At 63.5% G+C, this 18,178-nt stretch carries 18 protein-coding genes; 11 read left to right on the top strand and 7 right to left on the bottom strand.

Features of this window, described 5'->3' with window-relative positions:
• Window positions 1-53 precede the first annotated feature (53 nt).
• Complete coding sequence (locus NL532_RS10445) at window positions 54-1,142, bottom strand: hypothetical protein (protein ID WP_023754957.1); 1,089 nt, start codon at window positions 1,140-1,142, stop codon at window positions 54-56.
• A 100-nt stretch (window positions 1,143-1,242) separates the two neighbouring features.
• On the opposite strand from NL532_RS10445, the gene NL532_RS10440 reads away from it, so the two are divergent.
• The 5 genes from NL532_RS10440 (at window position 1,243) to NL532_RS10420 (ending at window position 4,879) form a co-directional block, all read left to right on the top strand.
• Complete coding sequence (locus NL532_RS10440; RefSeq protein ID WP_023754958.1) at window positions 1,243-1,671, top strand: DsrE family protein; 429 nt, start codon at window positions 1,243-1,245, stop codon at window positions 1,669-1,671.
• Between the two features lie 73 nt (window positions 1,672-1,744).
• On the top strand, window positions 1,745-2,524 hold the full coding sequence (locus tag NL532_RS10435; protein ID WP_023686180.1) for an SDR family NAD(P)-dependent oxidoreductase: 780 nt from the start codon (window positions 1,745-1,747) through the stop codon (window positions 2,522-2,524).
• A 79-nt stretch (window positions 2,525-2,603) separates the two neighbouring features.
• Window positions 2,604-2,912: a putative quinol monooxygenase gene (locus tag NL532_RS10430; RefSeq protein WP_023691624.1), complete on the top strand. Its 309-nt coding sequence runs from the start codon at window positions 2,604-2,606 to the stop codon at window positions 2,910-2,912.
• 80 nt (window positions 2,913-2,992) lie between these two features.
• Window positions 2,993-4,081 (top strand): AbrB family transcriptional regulator, encoded by a 1,089-nt coding sequence (locus NL532_RS10425; RefSeq protein ID WP_023754959.1) that lies wholly within the window; start codon window positions 2,993-2,995, stop codon window positions 4,079-4,081.
• A gap of 45 nt (window positions 4,082-4,126) precedes the next feature.
• The gene (locus tag NL532_RS10420; RefSeq protein WP_023669968.1) at window positions 4,127-4,879 is read left to right on the top strand and encodes an SDR family NAD(P)-dependent oxidoreductase; all 753 of its coding nucleotides are present in this window, start codon (window positions 4,127-4,129) and stop codon (window positions 4,877-4,879) included.
• A 56-nt stretch (window positions 4,880-4,935) separates the two neighbouring features.
• On the opposite strand, the gene NL532_RS10415 is transcribed toward NL532_RS10420, so the two are convergent.
• Entirely contained in the window at window positions 4,936-5,832 is an 897-nt protein-coding gene (locus NL532_RS10415) for a LysR family transcriptional regulator (RefSeq protein ID WP_023669967.1), read from the bottom strand.
• Window positions 5,833-5,978: 146 nt separating this feature from the next.
• Between NL532_RS10415 and NL532_RS10410 the strand changes: the two genes are divergently transcribed.
• Window positions 5,979-7,514: an MFS transporter gene (locus NL532_RS10410; RefSeq protein WP_023828140.1), complete on the top strand. Its 1,536-nt coding sequence runs from the start codon at window positions 5,979-5,981 to the stop codon at window positions 7,512-7,514.
• Window positions 7,515-7,524: 10 nt separating this feature from the next.
• Here NL532_RS10410 and NL532_RS10405 read toward each other — a convergent pair whose 3' ends face one another.
• The 3 genes from NL532_RS10405 to NL532_RS10395 are packed head-to-tail and all read right to left on the bottom strand — an operon-like array spanning window position 7,525 to window position 9,787.
• The gene (locus tag NL532_RS10405) at window positions 7,525-7,839 is read right to left on the bottom strand and encodes a nuclear transport factor 2 family protein (RefSeq protein WP_031202628.1); all 315 of its coding nucleotides are present in this window, start codon (window positions 7,837-7,839) and stop codon (window positions 7,525-7,527) included.
• Entirely contained in the window at window positions 7,839-8,615 is a 777-nt protein-coding gene (locus NL532_RS10400; protein ID WP_023821620.1) for an esterase family protein, read from the bottom strand. The genes NL532_RS10405 and NL532_RS10400 overlap by 1 nt, the downstream gene beginning before the upstream one ends.
• Window positions 8,616-8,620: 5 nt before the next feature.
• A complete protein-coding gene (locus NL532_RS10395; RefSeq protein WP_023686186.1) occupies window positions 8,621-9,787 on the bottom strand; it encodes an ATP-grasp domain-containing protein in 1,167 nt (388 codons plus the stop codon).
• A gap of 481 nt (window positions 9,788-10,268) precedes the next feature.
• Here NL532_RS10395 and leuA point away from each other — a divergent pair, with 481 nt between their 5' ends.
• The 4 genes from leuA to NL532_RS10375 all read left to right on the top strand — a co-directional run bounded on the left by leuA (window position 10,269) and on the right by NL532_RS10375 (window position 15,510).
• Window positions 10,269-11,945, top strand: a complete 1,677-nt coding sequence (gene leuA, locus NL532_RS10390) for a 2-isopropylmalate synthase (protein ID WP_023683640.1) — start codon at window positions 10,269-10,271, stop codon at window positions 11,943-11,945.
• A gap of 193 nt (window positions 11,946-12,138) precedes the next feature.
• Window positions 12,139-13,908, top strand: coding sequence for a tetratricopeptide repeat protein (locus NL532_RS10385; protein WP_023691633.1), 1,770 nt, complete (start codon window positions 12,139-12,141; stop codon window positions 13,906-13,908).
• 103 nt (window positions 13,909-14,011) lie between these two features.
• Entirely contained in the window at window positions 14,012-14,896 is an 885-nt protein-coding gene (locus NL532_RS10380) for an alpha/beta fold hydrolase (RefSeq protein WP_023828142.1), read from the top strand.
• Window positions 14,893-15,510, top strand: a complete 618-nt coding sequence (locus NL532_RS10375; protein WP_023695842.1) for a hypothetical protein — start codon at window positions 14,893-14,895, stop codon at window positions 15,508-15,510. The genes NL532_RS10380 and NL532_RS10375 overlap by 4 nt, the downstream gene beginning before the upstream one ends.
• Here the strand turns inward: NL532_RS10375 and NL532_RS10370 are convergent, their stop codons facing one another.
• On the bottom strand, window positions 15,511-16,437 hold the full coding sequence (locus NL532_RS10370) for a metallophosphoesterase family protein (protein ID WP_023828143.1): 927 nt from the start codon (window positions 16,435-16,437) through the stop codon (window positions 15,511-15,513).
• A 71-nt stretch (window positions 16,438-16,508) separates the two neighbouring features.
• On the opposite strand from NL532_RS10370, the gene NL532_RS10365 reads away from it, so the two are divergent.
• Window positions 16,509-17,009, top strand: coding sequence for an NUDIX domain-containing protein (locus NL532_RS10365; RefSeq protein ID WP_031195394.1), 501 nt, complete (start codon window positions 16,509-16,511; stop codon window positions 17,007-17,009).
• A gap of 16 nt (window positions 17,010-17,025) precedes the next feature.
• On the opposite strand, the gene NL532_RS10360 is transcribed toward NL532_RS10365, so the two are convergent.
• Window positions 17,026-18,012, bottom strand: coding sequence for a glutathione S-transferase family protein (locus tag NL532_RS10360; RefSeq protein WP_023828144.1), 987 nt, complete (start codon window positions 18,010-18,012; stop codon window positions 17,026-17,028).
• Window positions 18,013-18,178 lie beyond the last annotated feature (166 nt).

Raw genomic sequence — 18,178 nt, 5'->3', positions numbered from 1 at the left:
AATGAGATATAGCAAAGATATATACCATGGTAGCGTCATAGACAAGATCGAACTCAACGAGTGCAGGCCGTCTGCGGCATAGCCTCCAAACGGTAGACCTTGTCATCGGACTTGGTCTTGCCATCCGCCGAGCACAGATCGACAATCGCCAGGCTGCTATTGGGGTTGGCCAGCATCAGGGTGCCGTTGGCGCCGCGCTTGAGGAAGATTTCCTTTTGCGCGATATCGCAGGAAAAGTTGCTCATCTTCGAACTGGCCGCGCAGCGCCATTGATCCGCTTCACCCTGGCAGGAATAGGTCTGCGTGACCTTCGCCCCGTTCTTCCTGGTGGTCACCGAAACGGCGACATCGGAGCCGTCGGGCCAGTTGGCGACATCGCCTGAGGCAAAGGAGGCGAGTTCGACCGGCCCGCGGAAGACCCGGATCGACTGCGTCACCTGGTCGGGATGCGAGGAGAGATGCGCGGCATCGTAGTCTCGCCCGAAACAGAAAGGCTGGTCCGGCTTCAGTCGCTCGCGCAAGGGAGCCCCAAGCGCCGGATCGATCGGGTCGATCTTGGCGAATTCAGCCTGGCAGGTTGCGGCCGGCATCGGGTCGAGGCGGAAATTGTTGTCCTCCGAGCCCAGAGCCTGCCGGTCATATTCGGCTTCGCCCAGTTCGTCTTCCGATCCGGCGTCGAGATAGAGATCGGACGAGACGTCGGTGAGGATCAGGCGGCCTTTGTCATCGAGCTTCAGCGACGCCATGGTGCGGTCGCAGTCCATGCCGCAGCGGATCGGACCTGACTTGCCGTCCTCGGACTCGTGATTGCACCAGCCGCCGGCCCATTGCGGCGCCTTGGCGCCGCGCACCATGGTGGTGAGAAAACCGTTGTAGGAGGTGTCGGCGTTTGCCATCGGCTCCTCGTTCGGATGGCTCACCGGATCATGGCCATAGAGGAAGAAGATCCGCGCCACCTTCTGCTTTGGATGCGCCTTGAGGTGCGCCGCATCATAGACGCGGCCGAAACAGGCATCGGCGCCATTCGGGCTGAGTTCGGGTAATTTAAGCACATCGTCGGCCGCGGCCGAACCCGCAAGCGCGCCGAGCAGCACGGCGCCAAATCCAGCGCTGGCAACAACCTTCCACTTCCTGAACGCCATGTGACCCCCTCCTCGCATCGACAGGACGTAACGTGAATTTATGCTAGTATCATGGCCGCAGCCACGCAATTTGCGGGGAGCGCCAAGCCGAGAGGATGCCATGCGTCGACGCGACATGTTCCGGGCCAGCCTTGCCGGTGCCGCCGGCCTGTTCGGGCTGAGCCGGGCCGCCGCCGCTGAAGACAGACCGAAGGTCGCCTATCACCTCAGCGACCTCGATAAGGTCAACTTCGTGCTCGGCAACATCAAGAACCACTATGAAGGCACCGGCGGCAATGTCGACATCGTGTTGGTCGTGCATGGTCCGGCCCTCGCCGGCTTCAACTCGAAAGGCATATCGGCGGCGATCTCGGGACGCTTTGCCGGCCTCGTCCAGCAGGGCCTTGAGCCGCATGCCTGCGGCAACACCATGCAAGGCATGGAGATCACGCTTGCCGACCTGCTCGAGGGCTTCCACGCCGCCGACAAGGGCGGCGTCGTCAAGCTCGCCGAACTGCAGCGCCAGGGCTACGCCTATCTCCGGCCCTGAGCCGCCACGGGCTTGAACGTGAAGGCCATGAGAGCCTACGAAGGGTGGCCAAACAGCCCGAAGGAAAGTGCTCATGACCGCGACCACCCTCGTCATCCCCGATCTTGCCGGCAAAGCGGTGCTGGTCACCGGCGCTTCGACCGGCATCGGTGCCGCCCTTGCACTGGCCTACGCCGCCCAGAAATGCCGGGTCGCCCTGCACTACAATTCGAGCCGGGAGGCCGCAGAAACGCTGGCCAAAAACATCCGCGACAGCGGCGGTGAGGTGTTCCTGACACAGGGCGACTTCTCACAGGCAGCCGATGTCGAGCGGGTAGTCGAGGAGAGCGCCGAAACATTCGGGCGGCTCGACGGGCTGATCAACAATGCCGGCGGCATGCTCGGCCGCGTGCCCTATGCGGAGCAGACCGAGGCGCACTACGACGCGGTGATGGACCTCAACGCCCGCTCGGTGCTGACGGCCTCGCGCAAGGCGATGCCATGGCTGAAGAAGCAGGGCGGCTTCATCGTCAACACCTCGTCGATCGCGGCGCGCAACGGCGCTGGCGGCGGCGCCGGGCTGTACGGTTCGGCCAAGGCCTTTGTCTCCAATGTGACGCGCGGCATGGCCAAGGAACTGATCGGCTTCGGCATCCGCGTCAACGCGGTGGCGCCGGGCACCATCGCGACACCCTTCCATGAGCGCTATTCCACCGACGAGCAGATGAAGGGCATGGTCGCCACCATTCCTCAAGGGCGTGCCGGCACGGCCGAAGACTGCGTCGGCGCCTATCTCTTCCTGTCCTCCGATCTCCTGAGTGGTTACATCACCGGCCAGGTGATCGAGGTCAACGGTGGCCAGTTGATGCCGTGAGCCGGCAATTGCATACTGCGTCTCGCAACCATGCATGTCGTGCGCACGTTTGCTGAGGTTGGAAGAAAGGGGAGAGGCAATGTACGGATTGATCGGAAAGATGCGGGCGGCGCGCGGCCAGCGCGACGCGATCATGGATGTGCTGCTCGCCTCGACCGGCGCCATGCCGGGTTGCCTGAGTTATGTCATCGCCCGCGACCCGGCCGATGCCGACGCGATCTGGGTGACCGAAGTGTGGACCGACGCCGCAAGCCACAAGGCTTCGCTGCAGCTGCCGGAGGTCCAGGCAGCGATCGCCAAGGCCCGGCCGATCATCGCCGGCTTCGAATTCCAGGTCGAGACCCATCCGGCCGGCGGTTTCGGCCTGCCCGCCATCAAGAACGAGTGACATCCCAACGCGGGGTCGGGGTCGTGAATTTCGTCCGAGACAGCGTTCGCATTTTTCTCTTCCAGGTCTAAGACCCAAACATGGACTCTTCGCCAGACCAACCGGCCGTCGAACGCATGGCGCGCATGCGTCCGGTTCGGCAGTGGGTGGTGCTGCTGATCGTCTCGCTGCTGTTCGCCGGCGCGCTGGAATACGCCGCACTGCCGGCGGCGCTGCTGATCGGCCCGATGCTGGCGGCGATCCTTGCCGGCACCAATGGCGCCACGGTGCGCGTGCCGCGGCCGCTGTCCGCCGCCGCCCAGGCCTTGGTCGGCTGTCTGGTCGCGGCGTCGATCTCCACCGACATTTTTTCGGTGTTCTACAAGGAATGGCCGCTGGTCCTTGTCGTGGTGCTGGCGACCCTTGCGGCGTCCAGCCTGCTTGGCTGGTTGATCAGCCGCTGGCGCATCCTGCCCGGCACCACCGCGGTCTGGGGCTCGTCGCCGGGTGCTGCCACTGCCATGGTGCTGATGGCCGGTGCCTTCGGCGCCGATCAGCGCCTCGTCGCCTTCATGCAGTATCTGCGCGTCATCTTCGTCTCGATGACGGCGGCGCTCGTCGCCAAGATGTGGGTCGACACGTCGGGCATCGAGGTACCAGCCATCGTCTGGTTCCCGCTGATCGAACCGGCAGCCTTTGCCGCCACGCTCGGCGTGGCGCTGGTCGGCGGCCTGCTTGGCCGGTTGTGCCGGCTGCCGTCACCCTTCTTCCTCGGCACTTTCATCTTTGGCACCATAGTCCATCTCGGCTTCGGCGCGGCGATGCAATTGCCGCCATGGCTGCTGGCGCTCTCCTATGCGATGGTCGGCTGGTCGATAGGGCTGAACTTTACCCGGGCGATCCTGCGCCATGCGACACGGGCGCTGCCGCAGATCGTCGGCTCTATCGTCGTGCTGATCGCCTTTTGCGGCGGGCTTGCCTGGCTGATCAGCCACGTCCTCGGCATCGATCCGCTGACCGCCTACCTCGCGACCAGCCCCGGCGGCATGGACAGCGTCGCCATCATTGCCGCCGCCGCGCAGAACGTCGACATATCCTTCGTCATGGCCTTGCAGTCGACCCGCTTCCTGGTCGTGCTCATCGCCGGGCCGAGCATAGCGCGGCTGGTGGCGAGAGCCGTCAGGGACTGAGATTCAAATATCCAGGGAAGAGGAAAAGTGCCCATGAAACGTCGTGTGAATGCCGTCGATCTCTCAGGCCGGGTCGCCGTGGTGACCGGCGGCGCGCAAGGCATCGGCCTTGCTGTCGCCCGGCGACTGCTGTCATCGGGCGCCAGCGTCGCCATCTGGGATGTGGACGAGACCGCCATGGCGAAGGCCGTTTCCGAACTCGCCCCGCTCGGCCGGGTCGAGGGTTTGCTGTGCGATCAATCGCTGATGGAGGCCGTCGACAGCGCCGCGACCGAAACCGAGCGCTCGCTTGGTCCGGTCGATCTGCTGGTAAACAATGCCGGCATCGCCGGACCGGCAGCGACGGTGGCGGATTATGATCCTGCCGCCTGGCGTCAGATAATCGACATCGACCTCAACGGCGTCTTCTACTGCTGCAAGCGCCTGGTGCCCGGCATGATCGCGCGCAGCTACGGCCGCATCGTCAACATCGCCTCGGTCGCAGGCAAGGAAGGCAATCCGAATGCCGCCGCCTATTCCGCCGCCAAGGCCGGCGTGCTCGCGCTGACAAAATCGCTCGGTAAGGAACTGGCCGGCCACGACATCGCCGTCAACGCGCTGACCCCATCGCCCGCCCGCACCCGCATCCTCGAACAGCTCACTGAGGCCCAGGTCGCCTACATGCTGGGCAAGGTGCCGCGAGGCCGGTTCGTCGAAGTCGAAGAGGCGGCTGCGATGATCGCCTTCATGCTATCGGACGAAAATTCCTTCACCACCGGCGCGACCTTCGACCTGTCCGGCGGCCGCGCCACCTACTGAGAAGCAGAGCTATTCCTCGCTGTCTTCGTTATCGCCGTCGGCCGCGAAGGACTAATTCAAGAGCCGCTCAGCGTCGCGGCAAGCCGGTCGGGAAGGAAATCGACGAAGGCGCGAACCTTCGGCGACAAATGACGATTGGACGGCCACAACAACCGGAACTGGCCGCGGCCGTCGACATGGTCGTCCAGCACCGTGCGCAGCAGGCCGTCACGCAGCGCCTCGCGGACCAGGAAATCGGGCATCGAGCTGATGCCGAGCCCGGCCATCGTGGCGCCCTTCAGCGCCTCCGTGTTGTTGCAGGTCAGCATCGAGCGGACCTGCGGCTCGGCGCTGCCGCCGATGAACGGCCAGCCTTGCAGCTTGCCGCTGTTGGGAAAGCGGAAGCGGATGCCGTAATGGTTCACGAGATCGTCCGGGCGGCTCGGGTTGCCGTGCTGCTCGATATAGGAGGGTGCCGCACACAACAGCAGCCGGAAGGGTGCAAGCGGCCGCGCCACCAGGCGCGAATCCGGCAGGTCGCCGCTGCGGATCGCGATGTCGACGCCTTCGTCGATGAGGTCGACGATGCGGTCGTTAAAGTCGATGTCGAGTTCGATTTCGGGATAGCGCGCCATGAACTCGGACAGCACCGGGAACAGCAAATGATAGGTCACGATCGGCGTCGAAACGCGCAGCCGCCCATGCGGTGTTTCGCGGCTCCGCGACAGCATCGCCTCGGCATCGTCGATGTCGTCGAGGATGCGCCGCACCCGCTCGTTGAACAGCTTGCCCTCTTCGGTCAGGCCGATGCGGCGCGTGCTGCGCTGAAGCAACCTTACGCCGAGATCCTGCTCCAGCCTGGCGACGCTCTTGCCGACGGCCGATGCCGAGATGCCGAGCGTGCGGCCCGCAGCGATGAAGCTGCCGAACTCAGCCGTGCGGGCAAAGGCCAGGAGCCCATTGAGGCGTTCCATCGCATCTCTCCATTCGAGCGTTTCAGTCCGGTATATCTGGAGATTTAACACTATTTTTCTCGAAGTGTCGCGAGCCTATCTTCCCGTTACGACCGGCGCAGCAAGCTTGCGGCAGGCCGGCGGATCCTGGTTCAGATAGGAAATCCATGACCTCGAAGACCACAAACGGCGCGGTCGCGCCATGGCTTGTCCTGTTGTCGGTATGCCTTGCCGCCATGACAATGCCCTTGACCTTCACCGGCCCGGCCGTCGCGCTTTCCCGCATTGCGGCCGACCTCGGCGGCAGCCCGATCGCGCTCAACTGGGTGACCAACGCCTTCATGCTGACCTTCGCCGCCACCTTGATGGCATCAGGCGCGCTGGCCGACAATCATGGCCGCAAGCGGCTCTTCCTTGTTGGCCTCGCCACCTATGTGCTGGCATCGCTGGGATCGATGTTTGCCCTTGATATCGTCTGGTTCGATGTGCTCAGGGCTGCGCAAGGGCTCGGCAGTGCCGCCGCCTTTGCCGGCGGCGCCTCCGCTCTTGCCCAGGAATTCGATGGGTCATTGCGGCTACGCGCCTTCTCCTTCCTCGGCACCAGTTTCGGCATCGGCCTCGCTTTTGGGCCGATCGCGTCGGGCCTGCTCATAGATGCTTTCGGCTGGCGATCGATCTTCGTCTTGGTGGCAGTGCTCGCGATTGCAGCCGCTTTGCTCGGCCTGCGCACCATCAGGGAATCGCGCGATCCGGATGCGACCGGCCTCGACTGGGCGGGAGCCGGCACCTTTACGATCGCGCTGGCATCGCTGACCTACGGCGTGCTGCAAGCGCCGCAGAGCGGCTGGACCGATCCCCTGGCGATCGGGCTTCTCGTGGCGGCCGCCCTTTGCTTTGCCGCTTTCGTCGTCGTCGAGCGGCGCGTGCGCCGGCCGATGCTCGATCTCTCGCTGTTCCGCTTTCCCCGCTTCGTCGGCGTCCAGTTCCTGGCGGCCGCTCCCGCCTATGGCTTCGTCGTCCTGCTGGTGCTGCTGCCGATCCGCTTCATCGGCATCGAGGGGATGAGCGAGATCAAGGCGGGGCAGTTGATGATCTGCCTGTCGGGACCGCTGTTGATCCTGCCACTGCTCGCCGGCCAGGTAGCGCGCTGGATCGCTCCGGCAACGATCTGCGGTGTCGGCCTGCTTGTGGCCGCCGGCGGCCTTGTCTGGCTGAGCCTGACACCGCCTGTCGTCGCAGCGCTGGTGGCGCCGCTGATCCTCATCGGCGTCGGCATCGCCCTGCCCTGGGGGCTGATGGACGGACTTGCCGTCGGCGTCGTGCCGAAAGAGCGTGCCGGCATGGCGGTCGGCATCTTCAACACCACCCGCGTCGCTTGCGAAGGCGTGGCGCTGGCGATCGTCATGGCAGTCCTGTCGGGTTTCACGGCAGCCCAACTGGCGGCTCAGGGAACGGCATCTTCCCTGGATGCAACCGCCGCCGCGCAGCTGCTGGTGACCGGCAACATCGGCGAAGCGGCAGCCCACTTGCCGGGTGCCGGAGCCACGGTCCTGGTCCAGGCCTATGAGACCGCGTTCGACAGGCTGCTGATCGTGCTGGCGGCAATCACCATCGTCACCGCTCTTGTCGTCTTTCTCGGCTTGCGCCGTGGATCGGCGGTGGAACACGAGACCATTGCTCTGCCGGTTTGCCAGGAAGGGTAGCTGAGCCGTGTCAGGAGATGGCGAGGCTCGCTATGCGGTGGCCGTCCAGCACGAAGGTCATGTCACCCTCGCCGTTGAAGCCATTGCCTTTCACGGCGATGCGGACGCGATAGCTGCCCTCGACCTCGGCGATGCGGACAATGCTAAGATTGGACTTCACGCCGATATTGTCCGACTGGTTCCAGCGCGCGATCTGCTGGCGGCCTTGGAAGGACCGCCCCCAGTCGGTCAGGGACGCGTCGGCTGTGAACGTGTCGAGAACGGCTTCGCTATCACCCGCATTGGTGGCCTCGATAAAGCGGCGGATAGGTTCGGGTGTGGCCATCAATCGAGCCGGTGCATCAGATCGTCATCCAGCCAGCGGCCGAAGAAATAGACCAGCTGCTTGTGCCACCATGGCCAGTCATGACTGACATCGCCGCCCCAATAGTCGACCCAGGCGGGAATGGATTTGTCGCGCAGGATCTGTTCCAGCCTGCGCGTCTCGACCAGCATCCGCTCTTCCCAGGCGCCCTGCCCGCAGCAGAAGATCATCCTCAGCGACTTCAGCCGGGCAAGCAGTTTTGGGTCTACGATGCCGGGCAGATAGTCGAGCGGCGAATTGTAGAAAATGTCGCCTTCCAGCACCTTGCCGAAGAAGTCGCCCGCCGAATAGACGCCCGACAGCGCGATGACGCCGCTGGCGAGTTCGGGAAAGCGAAAGACGAAGTTCGAGGAATGATAACCGCCCATCGAACAGCCGGTGAACAGCGGCTTTAATTTGCGCCCGCCATTGGCTTGCTCAGCGGTCGCCAGAAACTCCGGCAGCGCCTCCTCGCGCACATATCGGAAATAAGCCTCGTGGCGACCGATACGGTGGGCGGCGCCGGCATGCTTGTTGAAGAACGATTCCGAATCGACGCCGTCGACCGCAAACAGCTGGATGCGGCCGGTATTGATGAATTCGGCCAGCGCTCCAACCCCGCCGGAATCCTCGAACTGGTAGAACCGCCCCTGCGACGTCGGGAACACCACCACCGGCCGGCCGGCATGGCCGTAGCGCTTGTATTCCATGTCGCGGCCGAGGTTGCCGGAGAAATGCTTGTGATAGGAGATGTCCATCGCGTTCAAGCCTTTTCCGCGTGGATGTAGGCGACGGCCGCGCGCAGTGCTGCTTCGTCTTTCGAGCGCATCTGGTAGGCGTAATTTCCCATGGCGCGGCTGAAAACCTCTTCAATTGGCTGATGATGGACGATCTTGTCGCGATGCGCGGCTATCACGTCCTCATGGCTGTGCAAATAGTCGAGGCGCCGCTTGCGGCTGGCATAGGCGGTGAAATATTTGCCCTCGTAAGGCCCGCCGGCGGCATCCTTCACCACCATGTCCGCCCAGGCCGCGTAGACGTCGATGTCGAACGTGTAGTTGATCGCATCGGTCATCCAGGCGCCGGGCGGCCGCATGTTGACCTCAAGCGCGATGACGCGGTCGTCCTTGGTTTCGAACAGCTCGATGTGGAAGAAGCGCTCGCGCACGTCGAACGCCTTGAGGATTTTGCGGCCGGCCTCTTCGATCGCCGGTCGGACCTTGGGAAAGCAGGTGTAGCTCATGTGGCGATCCTTGTTGACCACTTCCATGATGCTCTGGTCGTAGCGGTGGCTGGCCGCCAGCACCACCTCGCCGTCACGGTTGACCAGCCCATCGAAGGTCACCACCAGCCCCTCGATGAATTGCTCCATGACGAAGGTCACGTCCTCGGGCTTGTCTCTGAAGAACTGGTCAAGCTCCCTGGCGTTGGAAATCTTGAAAGTGTTCGAGGCGCCGGACCCGGAATCGGGCTTCACCACCACGGGATAGCCGACGCGGCGGATGAAGGTCATGGCGCCGGCCCGGTCGGAGCATTTGCGCTGGGCGATGGTGTCGACGCCGCTCTTGCGGAAGAATGCACGCATGCGGCTCTTGCGCTTCAAATTCTTCACGAAATCGAGCTTGGTGCCGTAGATGTTGAAGTCGGTGCGGATGTTGGCTTCCAGCTCCAGCCAATGCTCGTTGAGGGACTCGAAGCGCTCGATCCGGCCCCATTTGTGGATGAAATGACCCATGGCCCGGAACACCGGATCGTAGTCCTCCATGTCGGCGATGCGGTAATATTCCGACAGGGCCACCTTCAGCTTCCCGTCCAGCGCCTCATAAGGCGCATCGCCAATGCCCAGCACCGTGGCGCCGGCCTTTTTCAGCCGGTCGCAGAAATCGGCGCCGTTGGCGGGAAAATGCGGCGAGAAGAAAACGAAATTCACGGATGACCCCTCAGACGGCGAAGCATTGCGGCCCCGGCTACACGCAAGTCTGGCGCATTTGCCGCGCATGGGGAAGAGTGCTCGCGAGTGGTGGAATGGCAGCCCACTTGCCTGTCCATGGCGGCTCCTGTATGAAACCCGCCATGAACACGCGCGTCTCCTCCGTCGCTTCCCGTCCGACCGGCTTTGCCGGCGAGACCGTGCGCGCGCTGGCATCGACCCTGCTTCTTCTCGGCCTTATCGGCGATCGCCGGGTTCGCTGAAGGAGCGCCCGGCGGTCGAACCGCCGCTTAGCGCACGCTCCTTGGCCAGTTCAGAAATTGGCAATTCACATCAAGCGAACGAAAATCTGATAAGGCGCTGCTCGCCCTGGAATCCGTCCGAAGACCGATCCGCGAGCCGCCGGGAGAACAAGACGATGAACGCACGAGAAGACATCCGCGCCGGCGAAGCCGAAAGCGTAAAACGCGCGGCCGGCCACATGCCGGGCGCGGCCCGAAAATACCAGCCCTACCCGACGGTCGGTCTCACCGACCGCACCTGGCCCAACAAGGTCATCGACAAGGCACCGGTCTGGTGCTCGGTCGATTTGCGCGACGGCAACCAGGCGCTGATCGATCCGATGGGTCATGAGCGCAAGGCGCGCATGTTCGCCCTGCTGCTCGACATGGGTTTCAAGGAGATTGAGATAGGTTTCCCCTCGGCCTCGCAGACCGATTTCGATTTCGCCCGCTGGTGCATCGAGGAAGGCAATGTGCCGGCTGATGTTTCGCTACAGGTGCTGGTGCAGTGCCGTCCCGAACTCATCACCCGCACCTTCGAATCTCTGAAGGGCGCCACCAACCCGATCGTGCATTTCTACAATTCGACCAGCGAGTTGCAGCGTCGCGTCGTCTTCGAGAAGGATGTCGGCGGTATCAAGCGCATCGCCACCGACGCGGCCAAGATGATCACCGACATGGCGGCCAAGGCCGGCGGCGGTTATCGCTTCGAATATTCGCCCGAAAGCTTTACCGGCACCGAGCTCGAAGTCGCGCTGGAGATATGCAACGCCGTCACCGAGATCGTGAAGCCGACAGCCGACAACAGACTGATCATCAACCTGCCGTCGACGGTCGAGATGTCGACGCCCAACATCTATGCCGACCGGATCGAATGGATGTGCCGCAACCTGGACGACCGCGAGAACCTGCTGATCTCGCTGCACCCCCACAACGATCGCGGCACCGGCATCGCCACCACCGAGCTCGGCCTGATGGCGGGTGCGGACCGCGTCGAAGGCACGCTGTTCGGCAATGGCGAGCGCACCGGAAATGTCGACATCGTGACGCTGGCGCTCAACATGTACACGCAAGGCGTCGATCCCCATCTGGATTGCTCCGACATCAACCGGATGAAGGACGTCTACGAATATTCCAACCAGCTGAAGATCTCCGAGCGCCATCCCTATGTCGGCGAACTCGTCTACACCGCCTTTTCCGGCTCGCACCAGGACGCCATCAACAAGGGCATGAAGGCCTTGAAGAAGGCCAACACGCCGGTCTGGGAAGTGCCCTATCTGCCGATCGATCCGGCCGATGTCGGACGCAGCTACGAGGCGATCATCCGCATCAACTCGCAGTCGGGCAAAGGCGGCATCGCCTATGTACTGCAGGCCGATTACGGCCTCAATCTGCCGCGCAACCTGCAGATCGAGTTCAGCCAGGAGATCCAGGCGATCACCGACGCCGAAGGCAAGGAAGTGCCGGCAAAACGCATCCATGACCGCTTTATCGAAACCTATGTCGACCAGCCCGGCGCACGACTGAAGTTCCTCGACCATCACACCTATCCCGATACCGAGAAAAAGGGCCGGCGCGTGGTCGAGGCGGTGATCCTCGACAACGGCAAGGAGACGACAATCGCCGGCTCCGGCACCGGCCCGATCGACGGCTTCGTCGATGCGCTGTCGCGTCATGTTGGCGTCGACATGTCGGTCCTGGATTATTCCGAACATTCGCTCCAGCGCGGCTCGAACGCCTCGGCGATTTCCTATGTCGAGATGGAATATCCCGGCGGCAAGCTGTTCGGCGCCGGCATCAACACCAACATCGTTGCCGCCTCGCTGGAAGCCGTTGTTTCGGCCGCCAACCGAATAATCGGCCGCAAGGCCGGCTGATATTTTCCTGGGCGCCGAATGTCCGCGGCGCCCGGAAATCCCTCATTTGCCGGGAGAAATTCCGGTTTTTTCGTGTCTCCACCAGTAACTATCCGGTGTGTTACGCGATCGCATAACATAAGCATGCTTGTATGGAAGTGCAGGCTCTATATGATTGCGCCTCAACCTGTGCCGAGTTCGAGAGGATCGACACTTGCAGCATGCCACGCCTGCCGCCCCCGCAGTGCGCGAGACACTGGAGCGACTGCTCGCCAGCGAAACGTTCGGCCGTTCCGAGCGCGCGCGCAAGTTGCTGCGTTATCTTGTTGAGCGCGAGCAGGCCGGCGAAGCCGACAGGCTCAAGGGTTTCTCCATCGCCATGGACGTCTTCGGCAAGGACGGCGATTTCGATTCGTCGACCGACGCCGTTGTCCGGGTGCAGGCAGGCCGGCTGCGCGAACTTCTCCAGCATTATTTCGCCAATGAAGGCATAGCCGAACCGGTTCGCATTGCCATTCCGCGCGGCGGCTACGTGCCGTCCTATGAGCTCAACGCCATACGCCTGCCGGTTGGGCAGGAGCCGCTTGCGGCGGCGGTAGCCGCCTTGCCCGGATCGCCCGACCAGGCGGCTCTTGACGCCGTTCCCGCTGCCGCGACAGCTTCGGGGGTTACAGAACCTGGGCCTTCGCTGGCGCGCCATCTCCAGTTCTTCTGGGTCGCCATGACGCTGGTCATTCTCATGCTGGGCGTGCTCATCCTGCGCCAGGGCAGCGGCGCATTGCTTGCCAGCAGCGATCCTACCGCGGTGGTCGAGACCGCGGGCGTAACGAGCAGCATCGCATCGCCGTCGATGGAGGCCCTGCCCCTCGTCTTCATCGCGGTGAAGGCCACCGGACCCGAGGCCGGCCGCGTCGCCGCTTCGCTGCGCGCCGGCCTTGCCGGTTTCGACACGATCGACTTCATCGGCCGCGACGCCGACAGCAAGCGCGATCCGAGCACCGACCCGACCAGCTTCGTTTTCGATGTCCTGCCGGGACCAATGGCAGGTGACGTGACGCTCGAACTGCAGAGCGTGGCGACCGGCCGCGTGCTTTTGTCCCGCAGTCTGACGGTCGCCGACAGCGCACCTGGCACCGTCGAGGATCGTATCGCCGCCATCCTCAGCTCGACCATTCCCGCCTCCGGCCCGCTCTACAGCTACATCGAACAGAACGGCATTCAGACCGGGCTGACGAGCTGCCTGATCCTCAACGACAGATACTATCTCGACCAGAGCACCAGGACGCACGAGGCTGCCTATCGCTGCCTGGACAAGCTCGCCGGCCAGGGTGCGAAATCGTCCTTGGTCTATTCGGAACTGGCCTCCCTGACCCTTGAGGCCGCCACCGATCATTACGCCTATCCGCCTGGCGCGACGGTCGATCAGGCAATGTCTTTCGCCCATCGCGCCATCCAGATGGGACCGACCAGCCCTTATGCGCACCGCGCCTATGGCTACCTCAACTCGCGCCTCGGCAACACCGAGGAATCGATCCGCTGGATGCGCAAGGCCTATGAGCTCAACCCCTACGACCTCGGCATGGCTGCCGCTTACGGCTATGGCCTGATCTTTGCCGGCAAATATGCCGAGGGAACACCGATCCTGACCCATGCCGTCGAGACGTTCAGCGGGCATCCGACATGGTGGGATTTTGGGCTTTTCGCCGGACAGTTCATGCTGGGCGACATGAACAAGGCCGCGATAGCCAGCGAGTCGCTGCGCACGACGGCGATGAAATCGCATTATCTGGCGGCGCGGCTGATCGGCGCCAAGGCTGCCGGCCGCGAACAGCTGGCAGCCAAGCTTCTGGATGAGCTGACCACCAAATTCCCGAAATTCGCCGCCGATCCGCGCGCGGCCTTCGCCGAGCGCAAATATCCCGCCGATCTGACCGACCGGCTGGTTGAGGCGCTGCGCGCCGCGGGCCTCGGCAACGCCAGCTAGTCTTTCCGGATCGCGAAAACTTTACTGGCCATCGGTCTGGACTGGGAGCAATCCAGCCTCGATTCGAATTTCCTCTCCAGTCTTGCAATAATCGCACATTTTCATGGTCTCATCCCTCTATGTTGCCGAGCGGGGCGCCGGGCCGAAGACGGTCGTCCTGCTGCATGGCTTCGGTGGTTGCCATGATATCTGGCGCGAGGTGACCGCGTCGCTAGGGCCCGATGTCAGGACCTTGGCCTACGATCTTCCGGGACACGGACTGTCTCTCGTATTTCCTGGCAGCGGCCCGGCCAGAACAGCGGCGCGAGCGGTTCTCGCCGATATCGCCGCACGCGGGATAGCAAGGGTGCATGTCGCCGGTCATTCGATGGGCGGCGCGGTCGCCTCCCTGATGGCGCTTGCCGAGCCTGAAAGGATAGGCTCGCTGACGCTTCTGGCGCCGGGCGGTGTTGGCCCCGAGATCAACGGACCGCTGTTGCGCCGCTACGCCGCGGCCGCCGACAGACGGGAAATCCGCGCCTGCCTTGCCGCCATGTCGGGACCGCGAAGCCCGCCGCCCGAACGCATCGTTGGCGTCCTGGCGGACGTACGCCGTCGCCCCGGCCAGTTGCGCAAGCTGATTGAGATATCGGCCGTCATGACCAGGAACGAGCGGCAGGGGGTCATACCCCGCGAACAGCTGGACACGCTCGACATGCCGGTGATGGTGGTTTGGGGAACGGACGATCCGGTGCTGCCCTTTACCCAGGCTGATTGTCTGCCGGCGCATTTTCATATTCATCACGTGCTCGATGCCGGCCATATGCTGGTCGAGGAAGTGCCTGATGTGGTCGCCCAGGCCGTGCGCCGAAACATGGCACGCCGCGGCAGGCGCCTGCGTCCGACATTCGAGGCCGCGGCGAGCCTTGCGCCCCGCACCTCGCCAGTGCATTTTGCCGCCGCCTGTGTTAACTCGCAATTAACCATATCAGCGAGGCGACGCCGATGAAGGACACTGGCGAAAACATCACCCCCATCGACACCTCCCGCAAACTGTCCGACGCCGTTCGCGATGTGAAAAATGCCTTCGCCGATCGCGACGATGTCGTGGTCGACATGCGCGAGGCGCACCGGATGCGGCTTGATCTGCTCGCCGCCGAGCTCGCCCCGGTCTTTGCCGACGTGCCCGCCGACATGGACAATTTCGACTTCGTCATCTCCTCCGGCCTGCAGCCCCGCCTGTGGATCGACGCCGTCAGCCATGTCGCCATGGGGCGCGACCGCCGCACCTACCGCTTTCTCAGGGATACCCGCATCGGCCGCGTCGTGCTCGCCGAATCGACCGATATGAAACCGGTCGCCGATCAGGTCACGCGCTATGTGGCGGAGCGCATCGTCGAGCGCCAGCGCATGATGGAGGGCGGTGTCGAGCCGGCCGTCGCCGACCTGAAACGCGCCGCCGTGCCGGAAGCTGAGCCGCCCTTGCAAGCAGCCGTGCCCCGCAAGGGCTGGTCGACGTTCCTTTCCGGTCTCGGCTTGGTCGCCGCCGGCGCGCTTGTTGGCCTGGCGGTGGCGGCCGCCCTGTTTTGGGATCGCCTGATGGCGATGAAGATCAGCTTCTGATCAACGATCTGGAGGCCTCGGTGTCTGCGCGCCGAGTTCAATGACCTGCAGGTCCGATGGCGGCAAGGCCGGCCCGGTCAGGCCGCGCCGCGTCAGGCGAATCAGCCAATTGCCCTTCTCCCCGTCAATATCGAGCAGATTGTACTGTGCCGCCGGGTTCTTGCTGCCTGGCGACTGCCCGGCGGCGGCGACGCCGACGACCGGAATCCTGGCGCCGCGCCCGCCGATGAAGAACAGCGACGGCAGATGCGAATGGCCGTGCAGCACGAGTTCGGCGCCATGCCTATGAACGGTCTTGTGGAAGCGGGAGATGCCGAACAGGCGCTTTTGCTGGGCGACGGCGCCGCGCACCGGCGGATGATGGATCATGATCACCCGCAACAGGCCGCGTTTGTTCGTTGCGTCGAGCACTGTCGCCAGCCTTTGCGCCTGACCTTCGAGGAAGAAGCCGTTGGCCATGAACGGCGCCGTGGCGCGCGCCGTCGAAACGCCGATCAGCGCGACATTGCCGCGTACGCGCAGATAGGGAAAAGCGTTGCGGTCGATCGGCGCAGTCACGCCGTCGCCGCTCATCCACGCCGCCCAGGAGCGGCAGACCTTGTCGAAGGCGCCCGGCACATAGGCGTCGTGGTTGCCCGGCACCACCGAGACATCCTCCGGCGAACCCAGCGTCTCAAGCCAGTGCTTGGCCATCTCGATCTCGCCGTCGAGCGCCAGATTGACCAGATCGCCGGTAACGGTGAGGTGGTCGGGTGTGCTCGCCTTCATGTCGGCGACGATGGTGTCGATGACGGCATCGTGCATATGGCGGCGGCGGTTGCGCTGCCAGTTGACGTAGCCGACGACGCGCTTGGACGCGAGTTCGCGATAGGTTAGACCGGGAAGCGGCCCCAGATGGACATCGGAAATATGCGCGAGCCTGAACATCCTTCCTTCATAGGCGACGCGCTCCCCGCTTTCCACTCACTGTTTCCTGCCCATCCACGGTTTCGCTAGTCATGGCTATATCGGACCCGGAGCAGGCGTTTCGCCAGACCGGCTGGGCAGGCCTCAGGGCAAGGCTGTTCCATCTCTATTTCCTGCTGCGGCGGCCGATGACGCTGGGCGTGCGCGGCCTGATCCACGATCGCGCCTCGAACACTGTCTTCCTCATCCGCCACACCTACGTTCCCGGCTGGCAATTGCCGGGCGGGGGCGTCGAAGTCGGCGAGACGCTCGGTGAGGCGCTGGTGCGCGAACTGGCCGAGGAAGGCAACATCGCGCTGACAGCCCAGCCGGTGCTGAAATCGATGCATTTCAACCGCCGCTCCAGCCGCCGCGACCATGTCGGCCTCTATCTCATCGAAACCTTCAACCAGACCGCGCCGAAACTGCCGGACCACGAGATCGCCGAAGCAGGCTTCTTTCCGCTCGACCGCTTGCCGCATGGCACGACGCCGGCGACGCTGCGGCGGCTTGCCGAGGTTTTTGAAGGCGAGCCGGTATCGCCGTACTGGTAGGCTGTCAATCCGATGCTCACGCCGCCTGCCTGAACCGCGCCCGATCGTGCGGCGCGCCATAGTCGAGCCCAGGCCCGACCGGCACGATGCGCGTCGGGTTGATGCTCTCGTGGCTGCCATAATAGTGCATTTTGATGTGGTGCAGGTTCACCGTGCCGGCGATACCGGGCACCTGGTAGAGGTCGCGCAGATAGTTCGAAAGGTTCGGATAGTCGGCGATGCGGCGCAGATTGCATTTGAAATGGCCGACATAGACCGGGTCGAAACGCACCAGCGTGGTGAACAGCCGCCAGTCGGCCTCGGTCATACGCTCGCCAGTGAGATAGCGCTGTTTTGACAGTCGGCCCTCCAGCGTGTCGAGCGCCGCGAACAGCTCGCCGAACGCCTCTTCATAGGCCGCTTGCGTGGTGGCAAAGCCGGCGCGGTAGACGCCGTTGTTGACGGCTGGAAAGACCAGCGCATTGACCTTGTCGATCTCGCCGCGCAGGCCTGGCGGATAGAAATCGAGAGCGGCATCGCCCCACTCGTCGAAGGCCGAATTGAGCATGCGGATGATTTCGGCGGATTCGTTGGAGACGATGGTCTCTTCCTTCTTGTCCCACAGCACCGGCACCGAAACCCGGCCCGAATAGGCTGGATCGGCCTTGGTGTAGATCTGATGCAGGAAGTCGAGGCCGTAGAGCGTGTCGCCGGTGGCGCCATCCTCGGCCAAAAACGTCCAGCCCTCAGCACCGAGGAAATGATGCACGACTGAAACCGGGATGATGTCTTCTAGCTTCTTCAGCGCGCGAAAGATCAGCGTGCGGTGCGCCCACGGACAGGCGAGCGAGACATAAAGATGGTAGCGTCCGGGCTCGGCCTTGAAGCCGCGCGTACGACCTTGCGCCGGCGCGCCGTCGCGCGTGATCCAGTCACGCCACTGCGTCTCGGCGCGGATGAACCTGCCGCTGCTATCGACATTGGCCGGACGGTCCTGCCATTTGCCTTCGACCAGCAATCCCATACGAAATCTCCTTGCGTGCCTTGGCCAATGTAGTCGCAAGGCGGCAATGTCGAAGCCGTCATCTGCTGAACAGAGCGTCACTCGTATGAAACGCCGGATGAAAACAGCCGATTGCAGCCGCCGGAAATTGATGCTAGCGGACACTCCGCATGTTCGATCTTGGCTT

Source organism: Mesorhizobium sp. C120A (assembly GCF_030323105.1).
In the GTDB taxonomy this organism is placed as follows: domain Bacteria; phylum Pseudomonadota; class Alphaproteobacteria; order Rhizobiales; family Rhizobiaceae; genus Mesorhizobium.
This window is presented reverse-complemented; position numbering and strand designations above follow the sequence as displayed.